This is a genomic window from Xanthomonas sp. BRIP62409 (assembly GCF_003992965.1).
Taxonomy (GTDB): domain Bacteria; phylum Pseudomonadota; class Gammaproteobacteria; order Xanthomonadales; family Xanthomonadaceae; genus Xanthomonas; species Xanthomonas euroxanthea.
The window spans coordinates 215,049-233,383 of sequence record NZ_QEZJ01000015.1; the positions used below are offsets into that span (position 1 = coordinate 215,049).

The following is an 18,335-nucleotide window of genomic DNA, read 5'->3' on the forward strand; positions in this document are numbered from 1 at the left end:
GCCGGGGATCACTGCGCACCATAACGCGGCAGGCGCCTGAGCGCGTAGCCGTTGGCGTGGGCAGGTGATCTAGAATTGAAGCTTCTGCTGCACTTGGCAATCTCCGATGTCCTCTTCACACGATGCTGCTGTGCCTGCGCGCAGCGGCCTGGTCGTTGTCGCTTTGTTGCTGGTCTATGTGGTCTGGGGCTCGACCTATCTGGCGATCCGCTTTGCGCTGGAAGGCGGCGCGCTGCCGCTGACCATGGTGTCCGGGACGCGTTTCATCGTGGCCGGCACGGTGTTGTATGCGGTGTTGCGCTGGCGTGGTGTGGCCGCGCCGACACCTGCGCAGTGGAAGAACGTGGCGATGATGGGCGCGGCCCTGCTGTTGCTGGGCAACGGCATGGTGGTGCTGGCCGAGCGCAGCGTCTCGTCCGGCCTGGCCGCCACGTCGGTGGCGTCGGTGCCGCTGTGGATGGCCTTGTTCGGCGCCGTGCGCGGGCAGCACGCCAGCCGTGGCGAATGGCTGGGCATCGTGGTCGGCTTTCTGGGCGTGGTCTGGCTCAATGCCGGCAGCAGCCTGACCGCCACGCCGGGCGGGCTGGTGTTATTGCTGATTGCGCCGATCGGCTGGGCATTCGGCTCGGTGTGGTCGCGCGGACGCGACCTGCCGTCGCCGTTCATGACCGCCGCCGGGCAGATGCTGTGCGGCGGCGTGTTGCTGGTCGGCACCGGCCTGCTGATCGGCGAACGCCCACAGCGCCTGCCGACCCCGCAGGGGCTGCTGGCCGTGGCCTACCTGTGCGTGTTCGGCTCGATCGTGGCGTTCACCGCCTACGTGTGGCTGCTGCATCACGTGCGCCCGGCGTTGGCCGGCAGCTACGCCTACGTCAACCCGGTGATTGCGGTGGCGTTGGGCGCCTGGCTGGGGCATGAGCGTTTCAGCGCGCACGACATCGGCGCGATGGCGGTGATCCTGTCCGGCGTGCTGGTGGTGACGCTGGCAAAGGCGCGGCGATGACGGTGGTTTCGTCGATCGAGGCACGCCGCGGGCTGCTGATCACCGCATCGACCTTCGTGATCTGGGGCCTGGTGCCGCTGTACTGGCATCTGCTCAAGGCGGTGCCGTCGCTGCAGATCATCGCGCACCGCATCGTCTGGAGTGCGTTGCTGGTGGTGGTGTGGTTACTGGCCACCTCGGGCCTGCGCTGGTGGCGCGCTGTCGCCACGCAGCCGCGCGCGCTGTGGATGCTGGCCGGCAGCAGCGTGGCGATCGCGTTCAACTGGGGCCTGTACATCTGGGCGATCAACGCCGGGCATGTGATCGAGGCCAGCCTGGGCTATTTCATCAATCCGCTGCTGAGCGTGTTGCTGGGCGTGCTGGTGCTGAAGGAACGCCTGCAGCGCATTCAATGGGTGGCGGTGGTATGCGCGGCGGTGGGCGTGCTGTGGCTGACCCTGGATGCCGGTGCACCGCCGTGGATCGCGCTGGGGCTGGCGCTCTCGTTCGGTGCCTACGGCCTGCTGCGCAAGCTGGTGGCGGTGGATCCGGTAGCCGGGCTGGGCGTGGAAAGCGTGTATCTGTTCGTGCCGGCACTGCTGCTGGCGGGCTGGGGCGAGCAGGGCCACGGCGGTGCCTTCCTGAGCGGCTGGGACCTGCGCACCGATCTGTTGCTGATCTTCGGTGGCGTGTTGACCGCGGTGCCGCTGATCGGGTTTGCCTATGGCGTGCGGCGGATTCCGCTGTCGTTGGTGGGCATCCTGCAGTACATCGCGCCGAGCCTGCAGTTGCTGCTGGGCGTGTGGTTCTTCCACGAGCCGTTCGATCAGGGGCGCGCGATCGGGTTTGCCGCGATCTGGGTCGGGCTGCTACTGTTCGTCGGCGATAGCGTGTGGCGGTCGCGGCGGCCGGCTGTGGCGGTGCCGTGAGCATCGGTGGTGCGCGCTCGGGGTGAGCGCGCAGCGACGGCGTCACGTGGCGGGCAGCAATGCGGTTGCGCGCTCCGTGCAGCCTGCCGCCGGCCACTTCCCGTCTGGATGCCAGGGCGACCGCCGGACCACTGCGCTCAGTGCCATGCGGGCGTGGTCGCTGCCCGCAATCGGCATGTCCCTCATACACGCTGAGAGCGTACGGTCAGCTCCGGCCTGCCGACCGCGCGAGGTTCTTGTCGGCCGCTCTCAGCCGCGCGGCGCCGATGCCGGCGCCGCCACCGCGAGTGTGGAGGTTGGCAGTGCCTGCGGCGCGGGGCAGTGATTCGGATCCTGCTGCGTCTGCGCCAGCCACTGGTCGATCGGCCCACCCAGCAGATCCAGTCGCAGCGGCAGGCTCAGATGGGTTTCGCCAGGCAGCTCGACGTAATGCGCGCGCGGGCTGGCCAGCGCCAGCGCACGTCCATGTGCCACCGGGATGTGCTGATCGGCATCGCCATGCACCAGCAGCACGCAGCTGCGGGTGTCGGCCAGGGCGTGCGCGACATCGACGTGGTCCAGATCCAGCTGCAGCTGGCGGTCGGCGGCGGCGATCACCGCGTCGAGATCCTGGTCGGCATAGCGCCAGCGCGCATACGCGGCCACCGCCTGCCCACGCCAGCCGTTCGGTTGGCTGGCGAGCAGGTGCGGCACCATGTCGCGAATGCCGCGCCCGGCGTTGGCGAAGGATTCCATCGCCACCACGCCGGTCACGCGCGGCCCGAGCTTGTCGGCGGTGAACAGCGCGGTGGCGGCGCCGTAGGAAATGCCGAACAGGTACAGCGGGCCACGGATCTCGCCACGCGGTTGCAGCGCATCGAGCACGTCGACGACGTCGTCGGATTCGCGCGTCCCGTAACCGGACGGGCCACCGCCAGAATGGCCATGGTTGCGCAGGTCGATGGTGATCACCCGGTAGCCGGCCTGCGCCAGCTCCAGCGACCATGGCAGCAGCGAATCGCCATCCATCATCCAGCCATGCAGCAGCACCACGGTGCCGCGCGGCGTCGGTGGGGCCGCGGTGGGCACCTTGAAACTGAAATCGACATCCAGCGCATGCGCCGGATCGTGGCGCTGGCCGAGATAGCGGTAGTGCATGGCGTACTGGCCGGGGTCGATCGCGCGCCAGAAGATCGGCACCTGGTCGCGCGTGACCACATGCCCGCTGCGGTTGGGCACGGTGGCGATGGTGGCGGCAATGCGCTCTTCGTCCAGCAATGGCGAGGTGCCGCCGGGCGCAACCAGGCGCTCGCTGAGCGAGGTGGAGGACGAGGAACAGCCGGCCAGCCACAGGCAGGCGCAGGCCAGCAGAATCAGGCGCGTCATGGGCGAAGATCGATGGATGCAACGGCCGGGCAGCCTACGGCCTGCCCGACCCGCGCATCTACCGCAGTGCAGTGACAAAACGATGACAGCCCGCACTGCGTTCAGCCGCAGCAGCGCACTTGCTCCGCGTTGGCTGTCACCAATCCCCACTCCCGATTCCCGATTCCCGGCGGGCCAAGGCCCGCGCTACACCTCACGCAAGGCAGTGGTGATCGGCAACCGCGCCGCGCGCAAGGCCGGGAACAGTCCGCCGACCAGGCCAATGCCCAGTGCCCATTTGAGCCCGCTCCACAACAGCTCCGGCGAGACCTTGAACTGGAACACGATCTGGCTGAAGTTGCTGCCCAGCGTGGACACGCTGTAGCCATTGAAGATGGCCCAGGCGATCAGGCCACCGAGCAAGCCGCCCAGCAGCGCCAGCAGCATGGTCTCCAGCATCAGCGCCATGATCACCGGCGTGCCGCGGAAACCGATCGCCCGCATCGTGGCGATCTCGCGCGCGCGCGTGGCCACCGCCGCATACATGGTGTTGAGCGCGCCGAACACCGCGCCCACCGCCATGATCGCGCCGATCACCGTGCCCAGGATGCTGATCAACCTGTTCAAGCCACCGCCCTGTTTGCCGTAGTAGGCACGGGTGGTTTCCACATCCAGTTTGAGCCGCGGATCGGCGGCCATGGCGGTCTTGAACTGGCTGAAACCGGCCTTGCCGGTGGTGCGCACGCTGATCGACTGGTAGGCGCTGCGGTTGTAGGTGGTGGCCAGCGTCTGCGCATCGGTCCACAGCTCCGAATCGTGCGCATCGCCGGAGGCGAACACGCCGACCACGGTCCATTGCTGGCTGCCGAGGGTGAGCGTCTTGCCCAGCTGCAGTCCGCGGAACTGAGTCAACGCGCCCTTGCCGACCACGATCTCGCGCAGGCCGGGGGTGAAGCGCCGTCCCTGCACCAGCCTGACCTTGTCGTGCACCGCCCAGGCCTGTTCGCCCACGCCACGCAGTTGCGCGTTGACGTCGGTGCCATCGGATCTGGAGGCGATGTTGACCACCTGCGAGAGCTCCGGCGACAGCAGCGGGCGGCCCCTGGCATCGGCGGCGATGCCGGGCAGGCTGCCGATCAGCGGCACCAGGTCGCGGGTGATCACCGAGTTGGTTTCGGCCTGCGAGCCGCCGCGCAGAACAATCGCGGTGGTGTCGTCGCCGGTGCTGTTGAGCGTGGCCTGAAAACCCTGGCCCATCGCCAGCATCGCCACCAGCACGCCGACCACACCGGCGATGCCGACCACGATCACCGAGCTGGCACCCCAGCGTTGCGGCAGTGTGGCGATGCCGATACGTGCAGCGGCCAACGACAGCCGGCCGCTGCGCGTGACAACCAGCCACACCGCCAGCAAGGCGGCGGCGACCAGCACGCCGATCCACGGCAGCGCGATCCACACGGCCAACCCGACGGCCAGCGACACGACCGACAGCAGATTGACCAGACGGTTCTTCCATTGGGTTTGCATTTGCCTGCTCCTGTCAGCGGCCGGCGAGGGCATCGACGATCTTCAAGCGCTGCGCGCGTCGCGCCGGCAGCACACCCACCACGATGCCGATGCCGGCCATCAGGCCCAGCCCGACCAACCAGGTCTGCAGCGGCACGCCCTGCACCGGCATCACCCCGCCGCTGCGTGCGGCCACCAGCGGAATCACCAGCGACGCCAGACCCATGCCGATCAACCCGCCCAGGCCGATCAACAGCACCGACTCCACCATCACCAGACTCAACACGGTGCGGTCCTGAAAGCCCAGCGTCTTGAGCGTGGCCAGCTCCGGTATGCGCTCGCGCACCGCCTGCGCCATGGTGTTGCCGGTCAGCAGCAGCAAGGTGAAGAACACCGCGGCCATGATCGAGGTGACGATCAGGCCGATATCGGCGAACTGTTTGATGAAGGCCTGCTGGAACGCCGATTCGGTCTGCGACTTGGTTTCATGATCGGAGTTGGCCGACAACGCGTCGATCGCCTGCGCCACGCGCGAGGCCTGGTCGGCGTTGCGCAACGTCACCGTGTACCAGCTGACCCTGCTCTTGATGTAGTCGTTGGACTCGTCGAAGTATTTCCAGTTCATCATCAACTGGCGTTCCTGGTTGGCCGCCACCGCGCGGTCCTTCATGCGGAAGATGCCGACCAGTTGCAGCGGCCAGTCGTTGCTACCGCCACGCGGGAAGATGGTGGCCTGCAGCGGAATGGTGTCGCCGATCTTCCAGCCATTGGCCTTGGCCAGGGTCTCGCCGACGACGGCGCCGGTGCGCGTGGTCTGGAACGCCTTGAGCTGTTCCCTGGGCAGCTCGTACTCGCTGTAGACGTCGAAGAAATTGGACGCCACCGAAAAGTTCGGGAAGAAATTCTTCGGGTCGCGGTAGATGCCGCCGAACCACATCGCCGAGGTCACATCGCGTACGCCTGGCACGCTGCGGATCTGCGGCTCCAGGCTGATCGGCAGCGATTGGGTGATCGACAGGCGCGAGGCCACCACCAGGCGGTTCACGCCGCTGACGCTGCCGCCGGAGGTGAAGGCCACGCGCACCGAATCGAGCATGCCGAACAGCAGGAACGCCGCCACCACCGACAGCAAGGTCAACAAGGTGCGGGTCTTGCTGCGGAACAACTGCGCCCACACCAGCCAGAGATACTTCATGGCAGCACTCCCTTAGAGCACGAGCGGCGCATCGGCCAGCTCGCCCTTGTCCAGATGGATGGTATGGGTGGCGTACTCGGCGGCCTTGGGGTCGTGGGTCACCATCACGATGGTCTTGCCGTGTTCGCGATTGAGTTCCTGCAGCAGGCGCAGGATCTCCTCGGCGTTATGGCGATCCAGATCACCGGTGGGTTCGTCGCAGATCAGGAAGGTGGGATCGGACACGATCGCGCGTGCAATCGCCACGCGTTGCTGCTGGCCGCCGGACAGTTCGCTGGGCTTGTGGTTGCGGCGTTCCTGCAGGCCGACCAGGGTCAGGGCGATTTCCGCATTGCGCTTGCGCTGCGCGGCGGTGAGCGCGGTGAGCAGCAACGGCAGTTCCACATTCTTTTGCGCGGTGAGCATCGGCATCAGGTTGTAGAACTGGAACACGAAGCCGACATGGTGGCTGCGCCAGGTCGCGAGCTGGCCGCCGCTCATGCGGTCGATGCGCTCACCCTGGATCTCGATCTCGCCACCGCTGGGGCTGTCCAGGCCGCCGATCAGGTTGAGCAAGGTGGTCTTGCCCGAACCGGACGGACCCATCAATGCGACGAAGTCGCCGTTGGCGATGTCCAGGTCGATGCCGTGCAGCACCTGCACCTGCTCGGGGCCGCGTTGGTAAGTCTTGGTGATGTTGCGCAAGCTGACGAGAGCGGTCATGGCGACTCCTGACGGTGCAAGGGAAAGAGGCAAGCGCGATGCAGCATGGCGACTACGCTGGCATGAGAAGGCAACACGGCGATGCGATGACGGTGACGCGGCAAGACGGTGCGAGGCTTGCTGACGACGGACGCAACTGCTGGGTGAAAACGGCGACGACGCATGGCGGTGGCGAGCCAAGCGTGGTTCTGCAATGAACAATGACAAATGCGGATCGCGATCGACCGCGTTCCTTGCGCCATTGCGACATCGCTGTGTGCGATCACAACGCCATCCAGGCGCAAAACGATCGTGTAATCCACTGACTGCGCATGTGGGCGTCGCCCCCCCCCCCCCGCAGCGGCGTCGTTGCATGTTGTTGACTGCGGTTGCCGTTGTGGTTATTCGGCAGCGTCCGCGTCCGCTTCGGCCACCGTGTCACCGTCTTTCAGGCCTTGCGGCGGATCCAGCACCACGCTGTCGCCTGCACTCAAGCCCGATACCACCTGGCGGTCCTGGCCCATCACCATGCCGGGAGTGACCGTCCTTGCGCTGACGGTGTTGCGCTCGCCAAGCACGAACGCGACCGTGCGCGTGTCGCGTTCGACCAGCGCCGCACCCGGCACGCGCACGCCCTGCGGCTTGCTGGCCTCTTGCGTGTTGGCCCGCTCCAGAAAGCTCACCCGCACGCCCATCTCCGGCACGATGCGCGGGTCCTTGAGCTTGAACGCCACGCGCACCTTCACCGTGGCCTTGCCGCGATCGGCGGTGGGAATGATCGCGATCACCTCGCCGGGAATCTTCCAGTCCGGGTAGGCGTTGAGCACCGCTTCCACCGGCATCTTCGGCTGCACGCGGCCGATGTAGGACTCGCCCACTTCCACTTCGATCTCCAGCGATTCCATATCCACGATGGTGCCGATGCCGGTGCGGGTGAAGCCGCCGCCGGCCGACAGCGGCGAGACGATTTCGCCGGGCTGGGCGGCCTTGGCGGTGACCACGCCGGCAAACGGCGCACGCACCACGTTGAAGTCCGAGCGGATCGCCGAGATCGCCAGCTGATCCGATGCCACGCGCACGTTGCGTTGCGCACTCTGCAGCTGTGCGCGCAAGGCATCGCGTTGTGCAGTGGCCTGCTCGTATTGCGAGCGCGACACCAGTTGCGCGCCGACCAGCGATTGCAGCCGCGTCGCATCGGCATTGGCCACCGCCAGCTGCGCCTGCATGTTGTCGACCTGGCTGCGTGCGGCCGACAGTTGCGATGCCGACAGCGTGCGCTGTGCATCGGCATCCAGCGGGTCCAGCGTCGCCATCACCTGGCCCTGTTCGACGCGCATGCCTTCCTCGATCATCACCTCGCGCACCTTGCCGGTAACCTGCGCCGACACCGTGGCCATGCGCCGCGCCACCACGTAGCCGGATGCGTCCAGCACCGAGGCGCTGCTGCTGCCGGCGCTGATCGCCACCACCGGTGCGGTCTGCACCTTCATCACTGGGCGTCTGGTGAACCACCACGCCGCGGTCGCCAACAGGATCACGATGACCACCGCGGCGATGATCCAGCCACCGCGCCGTGCAGGTTCGGGGGCGGCAGGACGCTGGCGGTCGATGCGCAGTTGCTTGAGCAGATCGGCAGAAGTATTCATCGATAACCGGGACGGGATGCTGCGCGAAATGTGACCGGACGCGGGCGGGGCCGCAAGCTGCCGGAAGTCACCAATGCAGGTGGGGCGACGAGCGGTAGCGCGATCGACGCGGCTGCAAGGTGCTGCGCAGCATGCGACCGTCGCGGCACCTCCACCAGTGACAGCTGTCACCTGCCGTCCATGACAGCGGCAACTGGCCGGGCTTTGCAGCACGCGCGAGGCTGCACCATCCTCATACTGCCGGATTGGCCATGCGCTGCGTTCATTGCTGTTGTCGGCCTGCGCGATTGCCCGGGTCGGTGCTGTGCAGGATCACCACGAGCGGGCGCGGCGCAGATGCATGAGCGTGGCGGTTCGCAGCGAGCTGCCGCATCGGGCGCCCGGCCGGGCCCGGCAGTGGCAGAATCCGATCACTCACACGGACCCATCCCGATGCGCTTGTCGCTGCCCGCCTGGCTTCGCCCCGCCGCCACGTCGCAGGTTGCCGCACGGCTGGCGCAGGGCCAGTCGCCGTGGATGGATGCCGTGCATCTGCTATGGTCGAGCTGGGTGTTCGTGGTGCCGGTGTTTTCGCCACGTGGCTACGACAGCACCTGGCTGCTGTGCACCGTGCTGTCGTATCCGGTGTTTCTGCTGTTGTACGCGCGGATGTTGCTGGCGCCGCGCGGTACGCTGTATCGCTACGCCTGGGCGATGGGTGCGCTCAGTGCCGCATTGCTGCCGGTGTATCCGGCGGGGATCAGCTATTTCGTCTTCGCCTGCCTGAGCCTGCGCCCGTCCACACGGCATGCCATGTGGCGGCACTTCGCGATGCTGGTGGTGATGAACGTGCTCTACCTGGGTTGGGCGCACTGGCTGGGAATGCGCCTGCAATCGCTGGTGTGGCTGCCGGTGTCGGTGCTGGGCATGGCCGGGGTCGGTGCGGTGTACAGCATCAACGAACGCAAGGACGCATTGCTGCGCCTGTCGCAGGACGAAGTACGCCGGCTGGCGGCCACCGCCGAGCGCGAACGGATTGGCCGCGATCTGCACGATCTGCTCGGCCACACCTTGTCGCTGGTGGCGCTCAAGTCCGATCTGGCCGCGCGTCTGATCGAGCGTGATCCGCAGGGGGCGCGCAGCGAGATCGATGCGGTGGCGCAGATTTCGCGCGATGCCTTGGCGCAGGTGCGGCGCGCGGTCACCGGCATTCGCGCGGCCGGGCTGGTGGCCGAACTGGCGTCGGCGCGGGTGTTGCTGGACATGGACGGCATCGTGCTGGAACACGACCTGCAGACGCTGGCATTGCCGCCGGAACACGAAACCGCACTGGCGCTGGTGGTGCGCGAGGCGGCCACCAACGTGCAACGGCATGCGCGGGCCAGACACGTGCGCGTGAGCTTGCGCGCGCACGGCGACCAGGCAGTGCTGGACATCAGCGACGACGGGCGCGGCGGGGTGATCGTGCCCGGCAATGGCCTGGACGGCATGCGCGCACGCCTGCGCGGCCTGGGCGGTGCGCTGGAGGTGGAAGCGCTGCCGCGCGGCATGCGCCTGCGCGCCAGCGTGCCGTTGCCGCAGCCCACACCGGCGCCGGCGCAGCCGCCGGTGCCGATCCCGCTGGTGACACCGTCGCGCTGATCGCACGCACGTCCACTGCACATCGACCCATGCACGGCAGGCGCCACCGCTGCTATCGTGCGCCACCGTTGTCTGCATACGAGCGCGCGCGATGATCCGGGTGTTGTTGGCCGAAGACCAGGCGCTGTTGCGTGGCGCATTGGTCGCCTTGCTTGGGCTGGAAGACGATATCGAGGTGGTCGGCAGCGCAGGCGACGGCGAAAGTGCCTGGCGCGACCTGCAACGCCTGCAGCCGGACGTGCTGATCACCGATATCGAAATGCCCGGCCTGACCGGCCTGGAACTGGCCCAGCGTATCCAGCGCCAGGCGCTGCCGGTGCGGGTGATGATCGTCACCACCTTCGCCCGCCCGGGATTTCTGCGCCGCGCGCTGGATGCCGGTGTGGCTGCCTATCTGCTCAAGGACGCGCCGGCCGAACAACTGGTCAGCGCACTGCGCCAGGTGCAGCGCGGCGGCCGGGTGATCGACCCGCACCTGGCCCTGGATGCCTGGGTGGAAGCCGACCCCTTGAGCGAACGCGAGCGCACCGTGTTGCGGCTGGCCGGCGAAGGGCGCTCGGCCAGCGAGATCGCGCAGCAGCTGCAGTTGTCGCACGGTACGGTGCGCAACTATCTGTCCGAATGCATCGGCAAGCTGGGCGTGGCCAATCGCATCGAGGCGTATCGGCTGGCCCGGCAGAAAGGCTGGTTGTGAACCGGTGAGGCAGACGCGTTGCGCTGTCAGCGGGCGCAGCGCTGGATGGCATTGGCCATGCACTGCCACGCATCACTCGATCACCGGCGCGCCAGACAGCTATTCCAGATCATGCGCAAAGCATGCCGTGCAGGCGCAGGTACACTGCCGGGCCAGAACGATTTCCGAGCGAACGGCATGAAACCTCTGTGGCTGTTGGGTCTGCTGCTGGCCTGCGCATTCAATGCGTCCGCCGAGCAGTTCAAGATCCTGGTGGCGGCAATTCCCAACCAGTATCACCACGACTACATCCCGGTGGCCAAGCCGCAATTCGAAGCGATGGCGCGCAAGCATTATGTCGAGCTGGTCTGGGCGTGGAATGCCAAGGCCTTTGATGGCGATCTATCGCAATACGCGGCAATCGTGCTGCTCAACACGCCGGCCACCGATCTGGATCCGGCGCAACGCGCGAACTTCCAGAAATACGTGCGCAACGGTGGCGGCGTGGTGGCGGTGCACAAGGCGTTTGCGATCAAGCGTGGCGACTGGGAGTGGTACGACCATCTGATCGGCCGCTCGTTCCGCACCCATCCGTACATGCAGACCGCGATGGTCGACGTGGTGGACCCCAACTTCCCGGCCACCGCCGGCCTGCCCAGGCGCTGGGTGTGGACCGACGAGTGGTACGAATACGATCCGCCGTACAGCGATGACCTGGTCACGCTGCTGACGGTGGACGAAAGCAGCTACGACCCCACGCTGATCTGGCCGGGCCAGGTTGCCAAGGGCATGGGCACCCGGCACCCGGTGGCCTGGTACCACCACTTCGAAGGCGGCCGCGTGTTCGCCACCGCGCTCGGCCATCTGGCCGAGGCCTACAACGACCCGCGTTATCTGGAGCATCTGTATGGCGGGATCTACTGGGCCGCGACCGGCAAGGGCATTCAGGCACCCGCGCCAGCGGCCAAGACAAAGCGCCAGCGTTAGATCCTGGCCCCTCTTCCGTCGGGAGAGGGGTTGGGGTGAGGGTATGTCCGCGCAGTGAAATCACTCAGCGCAACACGTCTTCCAACACCCACCCATCCAATCCGTCAACGCGCAGACCGTTCCCCGCGCGCCATGCTGGAAAACACGCCATCCCGGCGTACCCAGGCATGGAACAGCGCCGCGCTCAGATGCCCCAGCACGGTGGCGAACAGCAGATACGCCAACCAGCCATGCGCGCTGCGCAGCCAGGCGTACAGCGCCGGATCGTGTGGTGCGATCGGCGGCAGGTTCGCACCCGGCCACAGCACGATCGGATACGCACCGGCCGACAGCATCGCCCAGCCGATCAACGGCATCCCCAGCATCAACGCATACAGCAGCCAGTGCGAGGCGATCGCGGCGGCCTTCTGCCAGGCCGGCAGGTCGGCCGGCAGCGGCGGCGGGCGGTGACGCAGGCGGTTGATCAGGCGCAGCACCGCTAGAACCAGGATCGCAATGCCCAGGGGGCGATGCAGGTCGATCAACCACGGCCGCTGCGTCACCGACGCCACCATGCCCACGCCGACGAACAGCATGGTCAGGATCATCGCGGCCATCAACCAATGCAGGATGCGCGCGGGCAAATTGAAGTGGGGATGGCTGCTCATCGGTGCGCTCCCTGGCCGGTGGCAGCGTTGCCCGTGCCATTGGCGATCTCATGCTCGCGCCGGTTGAACGATTGCGAATACACCGACGAGCGCGCCGCCAGGATCGGGTCGTTCGATCCGGCGATGCCCTTAGGCAGGATCAGCGGGTCGTAATTCAGATCGCGGCACGGGCCGGTGGCCTGCGGTTCGGCATGATCGATCGACACCGTGCCGGCCACGATCTGCTTGCGGCTTTCCGGCCATGGCTGCGAGGGATCGTCCACCGCATCGCCCGGCTCGGCCACGGTCAGCATCATGTCCCAGCGCAGCGGACCCTGCGCCAGGCGCGTGTCCAGGTCGGTGGCGAGAAAATCGCCATCGGCCTGCGCGCGTTGCTCGGCGCTGAGCTCCTTGAACGGCGTATGCGGACGCATCGACCAGCGGATGTAGCGCTCGCGTCCATCGGCCGCAATCGCGCGGAACGCATTCACCCCGTTGTATTGGGTGTTGGCCCAGCTGTTGGACCACGGCGCGGTCTTGGCCCACTGCTGGAACTTGGCCGCTTCCGGATACTGCTTGCCGAACGCGGCCAGCTTGGCCGGATCGGGCTTGCCGGTGGCCGGGTCCGGCCTGGAGGCCACATTCAAGGCCTGAAAACCGGCCGGCGTGGCCACCACGAAGAACGGAAAACTGTTCATCGCGGTGCGCCATTCCTGCCCGTCGTCGCTGCGCAGCAGCAATGCCATGCTGCGTACGCGCGCCGCGCCGTCGGCGCCATGCGGGTCGCCGCCGCCGATCGACATGCGCCCGAGCACCGGCGTGCTGGCCTGGCTGAAGATGCGTGCCGACGACAGCCAGGTGGCCTTGCCGCTGGCCTTGAACTCCCCGCTCACACACACGCCCTTGGTGTGCGCGCGGCGAAAGCCCGGATGCGGCGGCCCGCTGGCTTCGATGGTGTCGGTCATGCGCGCGGCAGTGAGCCGGTCGCCACCGATCCAGCCGGCGGTCCAGGCGAACGCCACCGCGATACCGCCGGCAATCGCGGCGATACCGAGCAATGGCGCCACAACACGTGCGCGCTGCGGGGGTGGAGCGGGAGGTGGCAAGTTCATGGCTGGCTCCGGTGGCAATGCGGCAAAGAGTCGATGCGGTGAGGCATGTGGCGCCGTGATCGCCACCCCGCCCAACCTGCGGCACCGGCACGACCCGTGGGCGCATAGTCCACGCTCCAGTGCGTCTGGTGTGTGATGCCGCGACCAAAGCGGTCGATGAATGATCCAGATGACGGGCAATGGCGCAGCGTGCTCAAGGCACTACGCCCTCGACCCGCTCGGCTTGGGGATAGTCAAACGACGCTGAAGCTCGAGCGCTCGCTCGCCTTTGGAGGTAATCGAATGGAGTGGATGCGTTGGTTGTGGAGCGGATGATGTGCGGGTTTGCTGCAGGCCCCTTGCCCGCCCACCCTCGCGGGGCACGCTGCAAGTATGTCCATGTAAGCTCTTACGCGGCCATCCATGCCGCGTAAGGTCCCGCGACGGTGGGCGGGCAAGGACCAGTCGGGATGGTCGGTGTGCATGGTTGCGAGCCGTGAATGCGGCGCGGGCTGATCACGCACTTTAATCCGATCGACGTCGCTGCCATTGTCGACATCACTTCACGCGTCGACGAAGGCGAGTTTGTTGAAGCCGTGCTGTCAGCCGGCCTCAGCCGCCGTAACGCTGCTCGAGCATCGCGTAAGCCGAGCGCAACGCCAGTGCCTCGCCGCCGGCCGGGCGGCCGGGGCGGTCGCTGTCGTTCCAGGCGTAGACGTCCAGATGCGCCCACGGCTGGCCCGGTGCGACAAAGCGCTCCAGGTACAGCGCGGCGGTGACCGCGCCAGCCATGCGCGAGCCGGCGTTGGCCATGTCGGCGACATGGCTGTTGAGGTAACGCAGGTATGGGCGCCATAGCGGCATGCGCCAGACCGGGTCACGGGTCTGCTCGCCGGCGTTCAACCAGGCCTGCGCCAGCGCATCGTCGTTGGCGAACAGCGCGGGCAGGTCCGGCCCTAGGGCGATGCGTGCGGCGCCGGTGAGCGTTGCGAAATCCAGGATCAGATCGGGGCGCTGTTCGGTGGCGTAGCTCAGCGCATCGCATAGCACCAGGCGGCCTTCGGCATCGGTGTTGTCCACTTCCACCGTGACACCGGCGCGGGTGGTGATGACTTCGCCCGGGCGGAACGCATCCGGGCCGACGGCGTTTTCCACCGCGGCGATCAACAGGGTCAGCCGCACCGGTAGCTGCTGCGCCATCACCAGGCCGGCCAGCGCCAATGCATGCGCCGCGCCGCCCATATCCTTTTTCATGTTGCGCATGCCATCGGCCGGTTTCAGGTCCAGCCCGCCGGTGTCGAAGCACACGCCCTTGCCGACCAGCACCAGATGCGGATGCGCCGCGTCGCCCCATTGCAGCGTGATCAGCCGCGGGGCCCGGTGCGAGGCACGCCCGACCGCGTGGATGGTGGGGAAGTTCTGCGCCAGCAATGCCTCACCGACGATGGCCTCGACCTGCGCACCGTGCGGTTGTGCCACTGCACGCGCGGCCTCTTCCAGCTGCTGCGGGCCCATGTCTTCGGTCGGGGTATTGACCCAGTCGCGCACGCGGATGCAGGCCTGGATCAAGGCGCGCGTGTGCGGCGCCGGTGTGGCGGCCAGTTCGGCCGGTGCGCGCGGCACCTTGCGGTAGCGCGAGAAGCGGTACGCGCCCAGGCCCCAGCCCAGGTGCAGCAGCGCCTGCTCGCTCTCGCTCAGCGCGCTGGCCAGCGTCCAGCGGCTGGCCGGCGGCAGCGCCATCGGCGCGTGCGCATAGGCGTAGGCATCGGCGCGGTCGCCGATCCCGAGCACTGCGCCGGCCAGCCCGTGTTCCCCCGGCAGCAACAGCACGCTGCCCGGCGCGGCATCGAAACGCTGCGCCTGCGCCCACGCCAGCACGCGCGTGGGTTGCTCGGCGCACCAACCTGCAAAGCCTTCGCGGTCGAGCACATGCAGCGGCAGGGCTGCGGCGTTGGGATCGATGAAACCGGTGAGCTGCGACATGGAAATCCTCGGAGGCGGCGCCATGCGCCGAGCAAAAGTGGCTCAGGCGGGAAGGCGGATGCCAGCGTGTGCGGTGCCTGGGTGCGGTTGCTGCGCGTCCAGCCAGTCGGCCAGCCCGGTCATGGAATCGAACTCCAGATCCGGCTGCTGGGTCGGGTGCGACCACTGTGCTCGGTCGCGATTGATCCAGCAGGCACGCAGGCCGGCATCCAGCGCGCCCAGCACGTCCATACGCACATGGTCGCCCACATGCAGCACCTGTGCCGGCGGCACCTCCAGGCGCGCGCAGGCGGCCAGGAAGATGCTCGGGTCGGGTTTTGCGCTGCCGTGCTCGCGTGAGCCCAGCTGAAACGCGAAGTGATGCATCAGCCCGATGCGCTGCAGATCGGCATTGCCGTTGCTGAGCGCCGCCACCGGCACGTGCGCGGCGATACGCGCCAGCGCGTCCAACGCATCCGGGTAGCACTCCACCTGGTTGCGCGCGGCGTAGAAGACCTCATACGCAGGCTCCAGCAAGGCCAGATCGCCGCCGCTCTCGCGCAGTGCCATTTCCAGCGTCAGCCGCCGCAGCGCGCTGAGATCGTGATGCAGGTGCGGGTTATCGGCAAAGCTGCGCTCGCGCAGTTCGCGCATCGCCTCCACCGGAAACCGCTCGGCGGTGACCGGACTGTGCTCGCGCATCCAGTCGTACAACACCTGGTCGATCCGCGCCCCGATCGGCGCAAAGGGCCACAACGTGTCGTCGAGGTCGAGAGTGATGGCGCTGATTGGGAAACTCATCGCGAGATTGTAATGCCGGGAATGGGGAGTCGGGAATCGAGAATGGGTAGAGCAACGCTTTGGCGGGCTGCTTCACTGCTCTTGCGATTCCCGATTCCCGAATCCCCAATCCCCAATCCCGAATCCCGGCTACTCAAGCAGCCTGGCCCAGCGCTGCATTCCCTCCACCCGGCTCAGCACCATCTTGATGCAGACCAGCAGCGGTACCGCCAGCAGCAAACCGACCATGCCCCATAGCCAGCCGAACAGCATCAGCGCCAGGATCAGCATCAGCGGCGAGATCGCCATGCGGCGGCCGAGCACGATCGGGGTGACCACCTGGCCTTCGATGGTGTGCAGTGCCAGGTACAGGATCGCCGGCAGCATCGCCGACAAGGTGCTGCGAAATTCCACAAAGCCCATCAGCAGCATCAGCATCACGCCGATCAACGGACCCACATACGGCGCGAAGTTGAGCAGCGCCACCACCGTGCCCCACAGCAGCGCTTCGGGCAGCGGAATCTTGAGCACATACAGAATGCCGGCGAAGACCAGCCCGACCAGCGTATTGATCACGCTGATGGTGAGCACGTAGCGCGAGACCTCGCGCTCGATGTCCAGCATGATTTCGGTGGTGAAGCGCTGCTGCTGTCGGTTGGGCAGCAAGGCGATCGCATGCCGTTGCAGGCTTTCGCCGTAGACCATGAAGAAGAACGTCAGCAGCACCACCGCAAGCACCGAGGCGGCCAGCTTCGGCGTGCGCACCAGCGCCTTGTAGGGGTCGTCCATCTGCGTGCGCACGATCTGCACGCTGCGCTGGCCATCGCCGCCGGCCGCGCGTGCAAAGTTTTCCGCGGCCTGGTTGGCCTGCATCACCGGCTTGGTGAAATCGCGCACGTCGCGCGCGATCTGGCGCATCTGCCGGGGTGCCTGCTGTACCCATTCGGCGGCCGGCCCGGCCAGCTGCGCGGCCAGGGTCACGGTACCGGCCAGGCCCAGGCACAACACCATCAAGGCGCCGAGGAAGCGGGGGATGTACAGCTTGCGCAGACCGCGCAGGATGGGGTTGCCGATCAAGGCAAAGAAGGCGGCCAGCATCACCGGCAGGATGATCGTCTGTGCAGCCCACAGCGTATAACCCACCGCAAGCGTGGCCAGCACCACCAACGAGACCGGTGCGCGTGGGCGTGGTGCCGGTGGCGGCGGGAGTGAATCTGCCGCAGCGGCAGCATCCATAGAATCGACGGGAAGAGTCATGCGCGCCCTGGCAGCAGACTGGCGTGCTGCCAGCGGTGGGCCATTATCAGCCGAACGCGTCAACGCAGCGCACAGAGGGTGTGCGCGTAACGTCAGTCCTTAACAGCACCAGTAGCGGGCTCTGCCGCGCATCGGGCGGCAGACATCCGCAGCGTGATCCCAATCGGTGCTCGGGATCACGCCATCACGCGGCGCGATCAATCGGCGCCTGCACCACCGTCACCGGCGGATCGGCAGCGACCTCTTCGGCACTGTCTGCAGCACGTTCGGCCTGCTCGGAGGCTTCCTGCGCACGGTGTGCGGTGAACAGCGCAGAGATCGTGCTGATCATCTGCAGAATCTTCGGGATACCGCCCAGCTTGCTGGCGATGCTGCCCAGTGCCGCCTGCGGTTCGTTGCGGCCGGTGACAAAGCCCAGGCCGAAACCGACGACCATTATCCGCAACGGCGACCACCCGGCACGCCAGGTGTCACGCAATTGTCCCCAATGCAGGCGCGTTTCCTGAGCGCGCCCCTCCACCAGGAATTCGGCGCGTTCCACGCGCTGACGCAAGGTGCCAAACTTCATGTGCGTGCTCCATTGGCAGCCGATGCGTGGGCATCGTCGTCGTCGTTGCTGTCATCGAAGATGCCCAGCTTGACCAACTGACGACGTGTTGCATTCAGGCCGGTGTGGTCGAAGTAGAAGAACACCCGCCACGCCGCAATGCCGGTGACCAACAAGCTGGCCAACGCGGTGAAAAACATCGCCTGGAACCACGACAGGCCGGCGCGTTGCAGCAGCGCGATGATCGCACCTGCCAGCAACAGCCACGACGACGCGCCGAAGACCACGGCAACGCATGCCCAGGCCAGTCCACGCCCGAAGGCACTGCGTGCAAGTTGCAAGTCGGCCGACACCAGCCGGCGCAACGCGCGGCTGGTGTCCTTGGCCGAGCCCAGCGTGGCGCGGCCGGCTGCGCCGACCGCACGTACGCTTTCGTCCAGTCCTGGCGTTTCCGGACGCGCGTTGGGCGCGTCGGAGCCGGCAGCTGTAGAGGCCTGGTCGCTCACGAC

Annotated in this window: 17 protein-coding genes; 5 read left to right on the forward strand and 12 right to left on the reverse strand. The window is 67.0% G+C overall.

Annotated elements, in window-relative coordinates:
* Positions 1-106: 106 nt before the first annotated feature.
* On the forward strand, positions 107-1,003 hold the full coding sequence (yedA, locus tag EO170_RS05485; RefSeq protein ID WP_126943101.1) for a drug/metabolite exporter YedA: 897 nt from the start codon (positions 107-109) through the stop codon (positions 1,001-1,003).
* Positions 1,000-1,911, forward strand: coding sequence for an EamA family transporter RarD (rarD, locus tag EO170_RS05490; RefSeq protein ID WP_126943104.1), 912 nt, complete (start codon positions 1,000-1,002; stop codon positions 1,909-1,911). Before yedA ends, rarD begins: the two co-directional genes overlap by 4 nt.
* Before the next feature lie 249 nt (positions 1,912-2,160).
* Here rarD and EO170_RS05495 read toward each other — a convergent pair whose 3' ends face one another.
* From EO170_RS05495 to EO170_RS05515, 5 genes are all read right to left on the reverse strand, one after another.
* Positions 2,161-3,276, reverse strand: coding sequence for an alpha/beta fold hydrolase (locus tag EO170_RS05495; protein WP_126943107.1), 1,116 nt, complete (start codon positions 3,274-3,276; stop codon positions 2,161-2,163).
* Positions 3,277-3,462: 186 nt separating this feature from the next.
* Positions 3,463-4,782 (reverse strand): ABC transporter permease, encoded by a 1,320-nt coding sequence (locus tag EO170_RS05500; RefSeq protein ID WP_104543592.1) that lies wholly within the window; start codon positions 4,780-4,782, stop codon positions 3,463-3,465.
* 13 nt (positions 4,783-4,795) lie between these two features.
* Positions 4,796-5,956 (reverse strand): ABC transporter permease, encoded by a 1,161-nt coding sequence (locus EO170_RS05505; protein ID WP_126943110.1) that lies wholly within the window; start codon positions 5,954-5,956, stop codon positions 4,796-4,798.
* Positions 5,957-5,968: 12 nt separating this feature from the next.
* Positions 5,969-6,658 carry an ABC transporter ATP-binding protein gene (locus EO170_RS05510; RefSeq protein WP_126943113.1) on the reverse strand — a complete coding sequence of 230 codons (690 nt, stop codon included), beginning with the start codon at positions 6,656-6,658 and terminating at the stop codon, positions 5,969-5,971.
* 380 nt (positions 6,659-7,038) lie between these two features.
* Entirely contained in the window at positions 7,039-8,283 is a 1,245-nt protein-coding gene (locus EO170_RS05515; protein WP_164740917.1) for an efflux RND transporter periplasmic adaptor subunit, read from the reverse strand.
* A gap of 432 nt (positions 8,284-8,715) precedes the next feature.
* Here EO170_RS05515 and EO170_RS05520 point away from each other — a divergent pair, with 432 nt between their 5' ends.
* From EO170_RS05520 to EO170_RS05530, 3 genes are all read left to right on the forward strand, one after another.
* On the forward strand, positions 8,716-9,903 hold the full coding sequence (locus tag EO170_RS05520) for a sensor histidine kinase (protein ID WP_126943116.1): 1,188 nt from the start codon (positions 8,716-8,718) through the stop codon (positions 9,901-9,903).
* Between the two features lie 91 nt (positions 9,904-9,994).
* Entirely contained in the window at positions 9,995-10,597 is a 603-nt protein-coding gene (locus EO170_RS05525; protein ID WP_104649953.1) for a response regulator transcription factor, read from the forward strand.
* A 177-nt stretch (positions 10,598-10,774) separates the two neighbouring features.
* Complete coding sequence (locus tag EO170_RS05530; RefSeq protein WP_115678010.1) at positions 10,775-11,563, forward strand: ThuA domain-containing protein; 789 nt, start codon at positions 10,775-10,777, stop codon at positions 11,561-11,563.
* 104 nt (positions 11,564-11,667) lie between these two features.
* On the opposite strand, the gene EO170_RS05535 is transcribed toward EO170_RS05530, so the two are convergent.
* From EO170_RS05535 to EO170_RS05565, 7 genes are all read right to left on the reverse strand, one after another.
* Entirely contained in the window at positions 11,668-12,210 is a 543-nt protein-coding gene (locus EO170_RS05535; RefSeq protein WP_104649955.1) for a cytochrome b, read from the reverse strand.
* The gene (locus EO170_RS05540; protein ID WP_126943119.1) at positions 12,207-13,301 is read right to left on the reverse strand and encodes a catalase family peroxidase; all 1,095 of its coding nucleotides are present in this window, start codon (positions 13,299-13,301) and stop codon (positions 12,207-12,209) included. The genes EO170_RS05535 and EO170_RS05540 overlap by 4 nt, the downstream gene beginning before the upstream one ends.
* 591 nt (positions 13,302-13,892) lie before the next feature.
* Complete coding sequence (locus tag EO170_RS05545) at positions 13,893-15,263, reverse strand: leucyl aminopeptidase family protein (RefSeq protein WP_126943122.1); 1,371 nt, start codon at positions 15,261-15,263, stop codon at positions 13,893-13,895.
* A 42-nt stretch (positions 15,264-15,305) separates the two neighbouring features.
* Positions 15,306-16,043 (reverse strand): HAD family hydrolase, encoded by a 738-nt coding sequence (locus EO170_RS05550; protein WP_104584849.1) that lies wholly within the window; start codon positions 16,041-16,043, stop codon positions 15,306-15,308.
* A 129-nt stretch (positions 16,044-16,172) separates the two neighbouring features.
* Positions 16,173-17,279: an AI-2E family transporter gene (locus tag EO170_RS05555; RefSeq protein ID WP_126943125.1), complete on the reverse strand. Its 1,107-nt coding sequence runs from the start codon at positions 17,277-17,279 to the stop codon at positions 16,173-16,175.
* Positions 17,280-17,463: 184 nt separating this feature from the next.
* Positions 17,464-17,847 carry a hypothetical protein gene (locus tag EO170_RS05560; protein ID WP_054591247.1) on the reverse strand — a complete coding sequence of 128 codons (384 nt, stop codon included), beginning with the start codon at positions 17,845-17,847 and terminating at the stop codon, positions 17,464-17,466.
* The gene (locus tag EO170_RS05565) at positions 17,844-18,332 is read right to left on the reverse strand and encodes a hypothetical protein (protein WP_102257167.1); all 489 of its coding nucleotides are present in this window, start codon (positions 18,330-18,332) and stop codon (positions 17,844-17,846) included. Before EO170_RS05565 ends, EO170_RS05560 begins: the two co-directional genes overlap by 4 nt.
* Between the last annotated feature and the right edge of the window lie 3 nt (positions 18,333-18,335).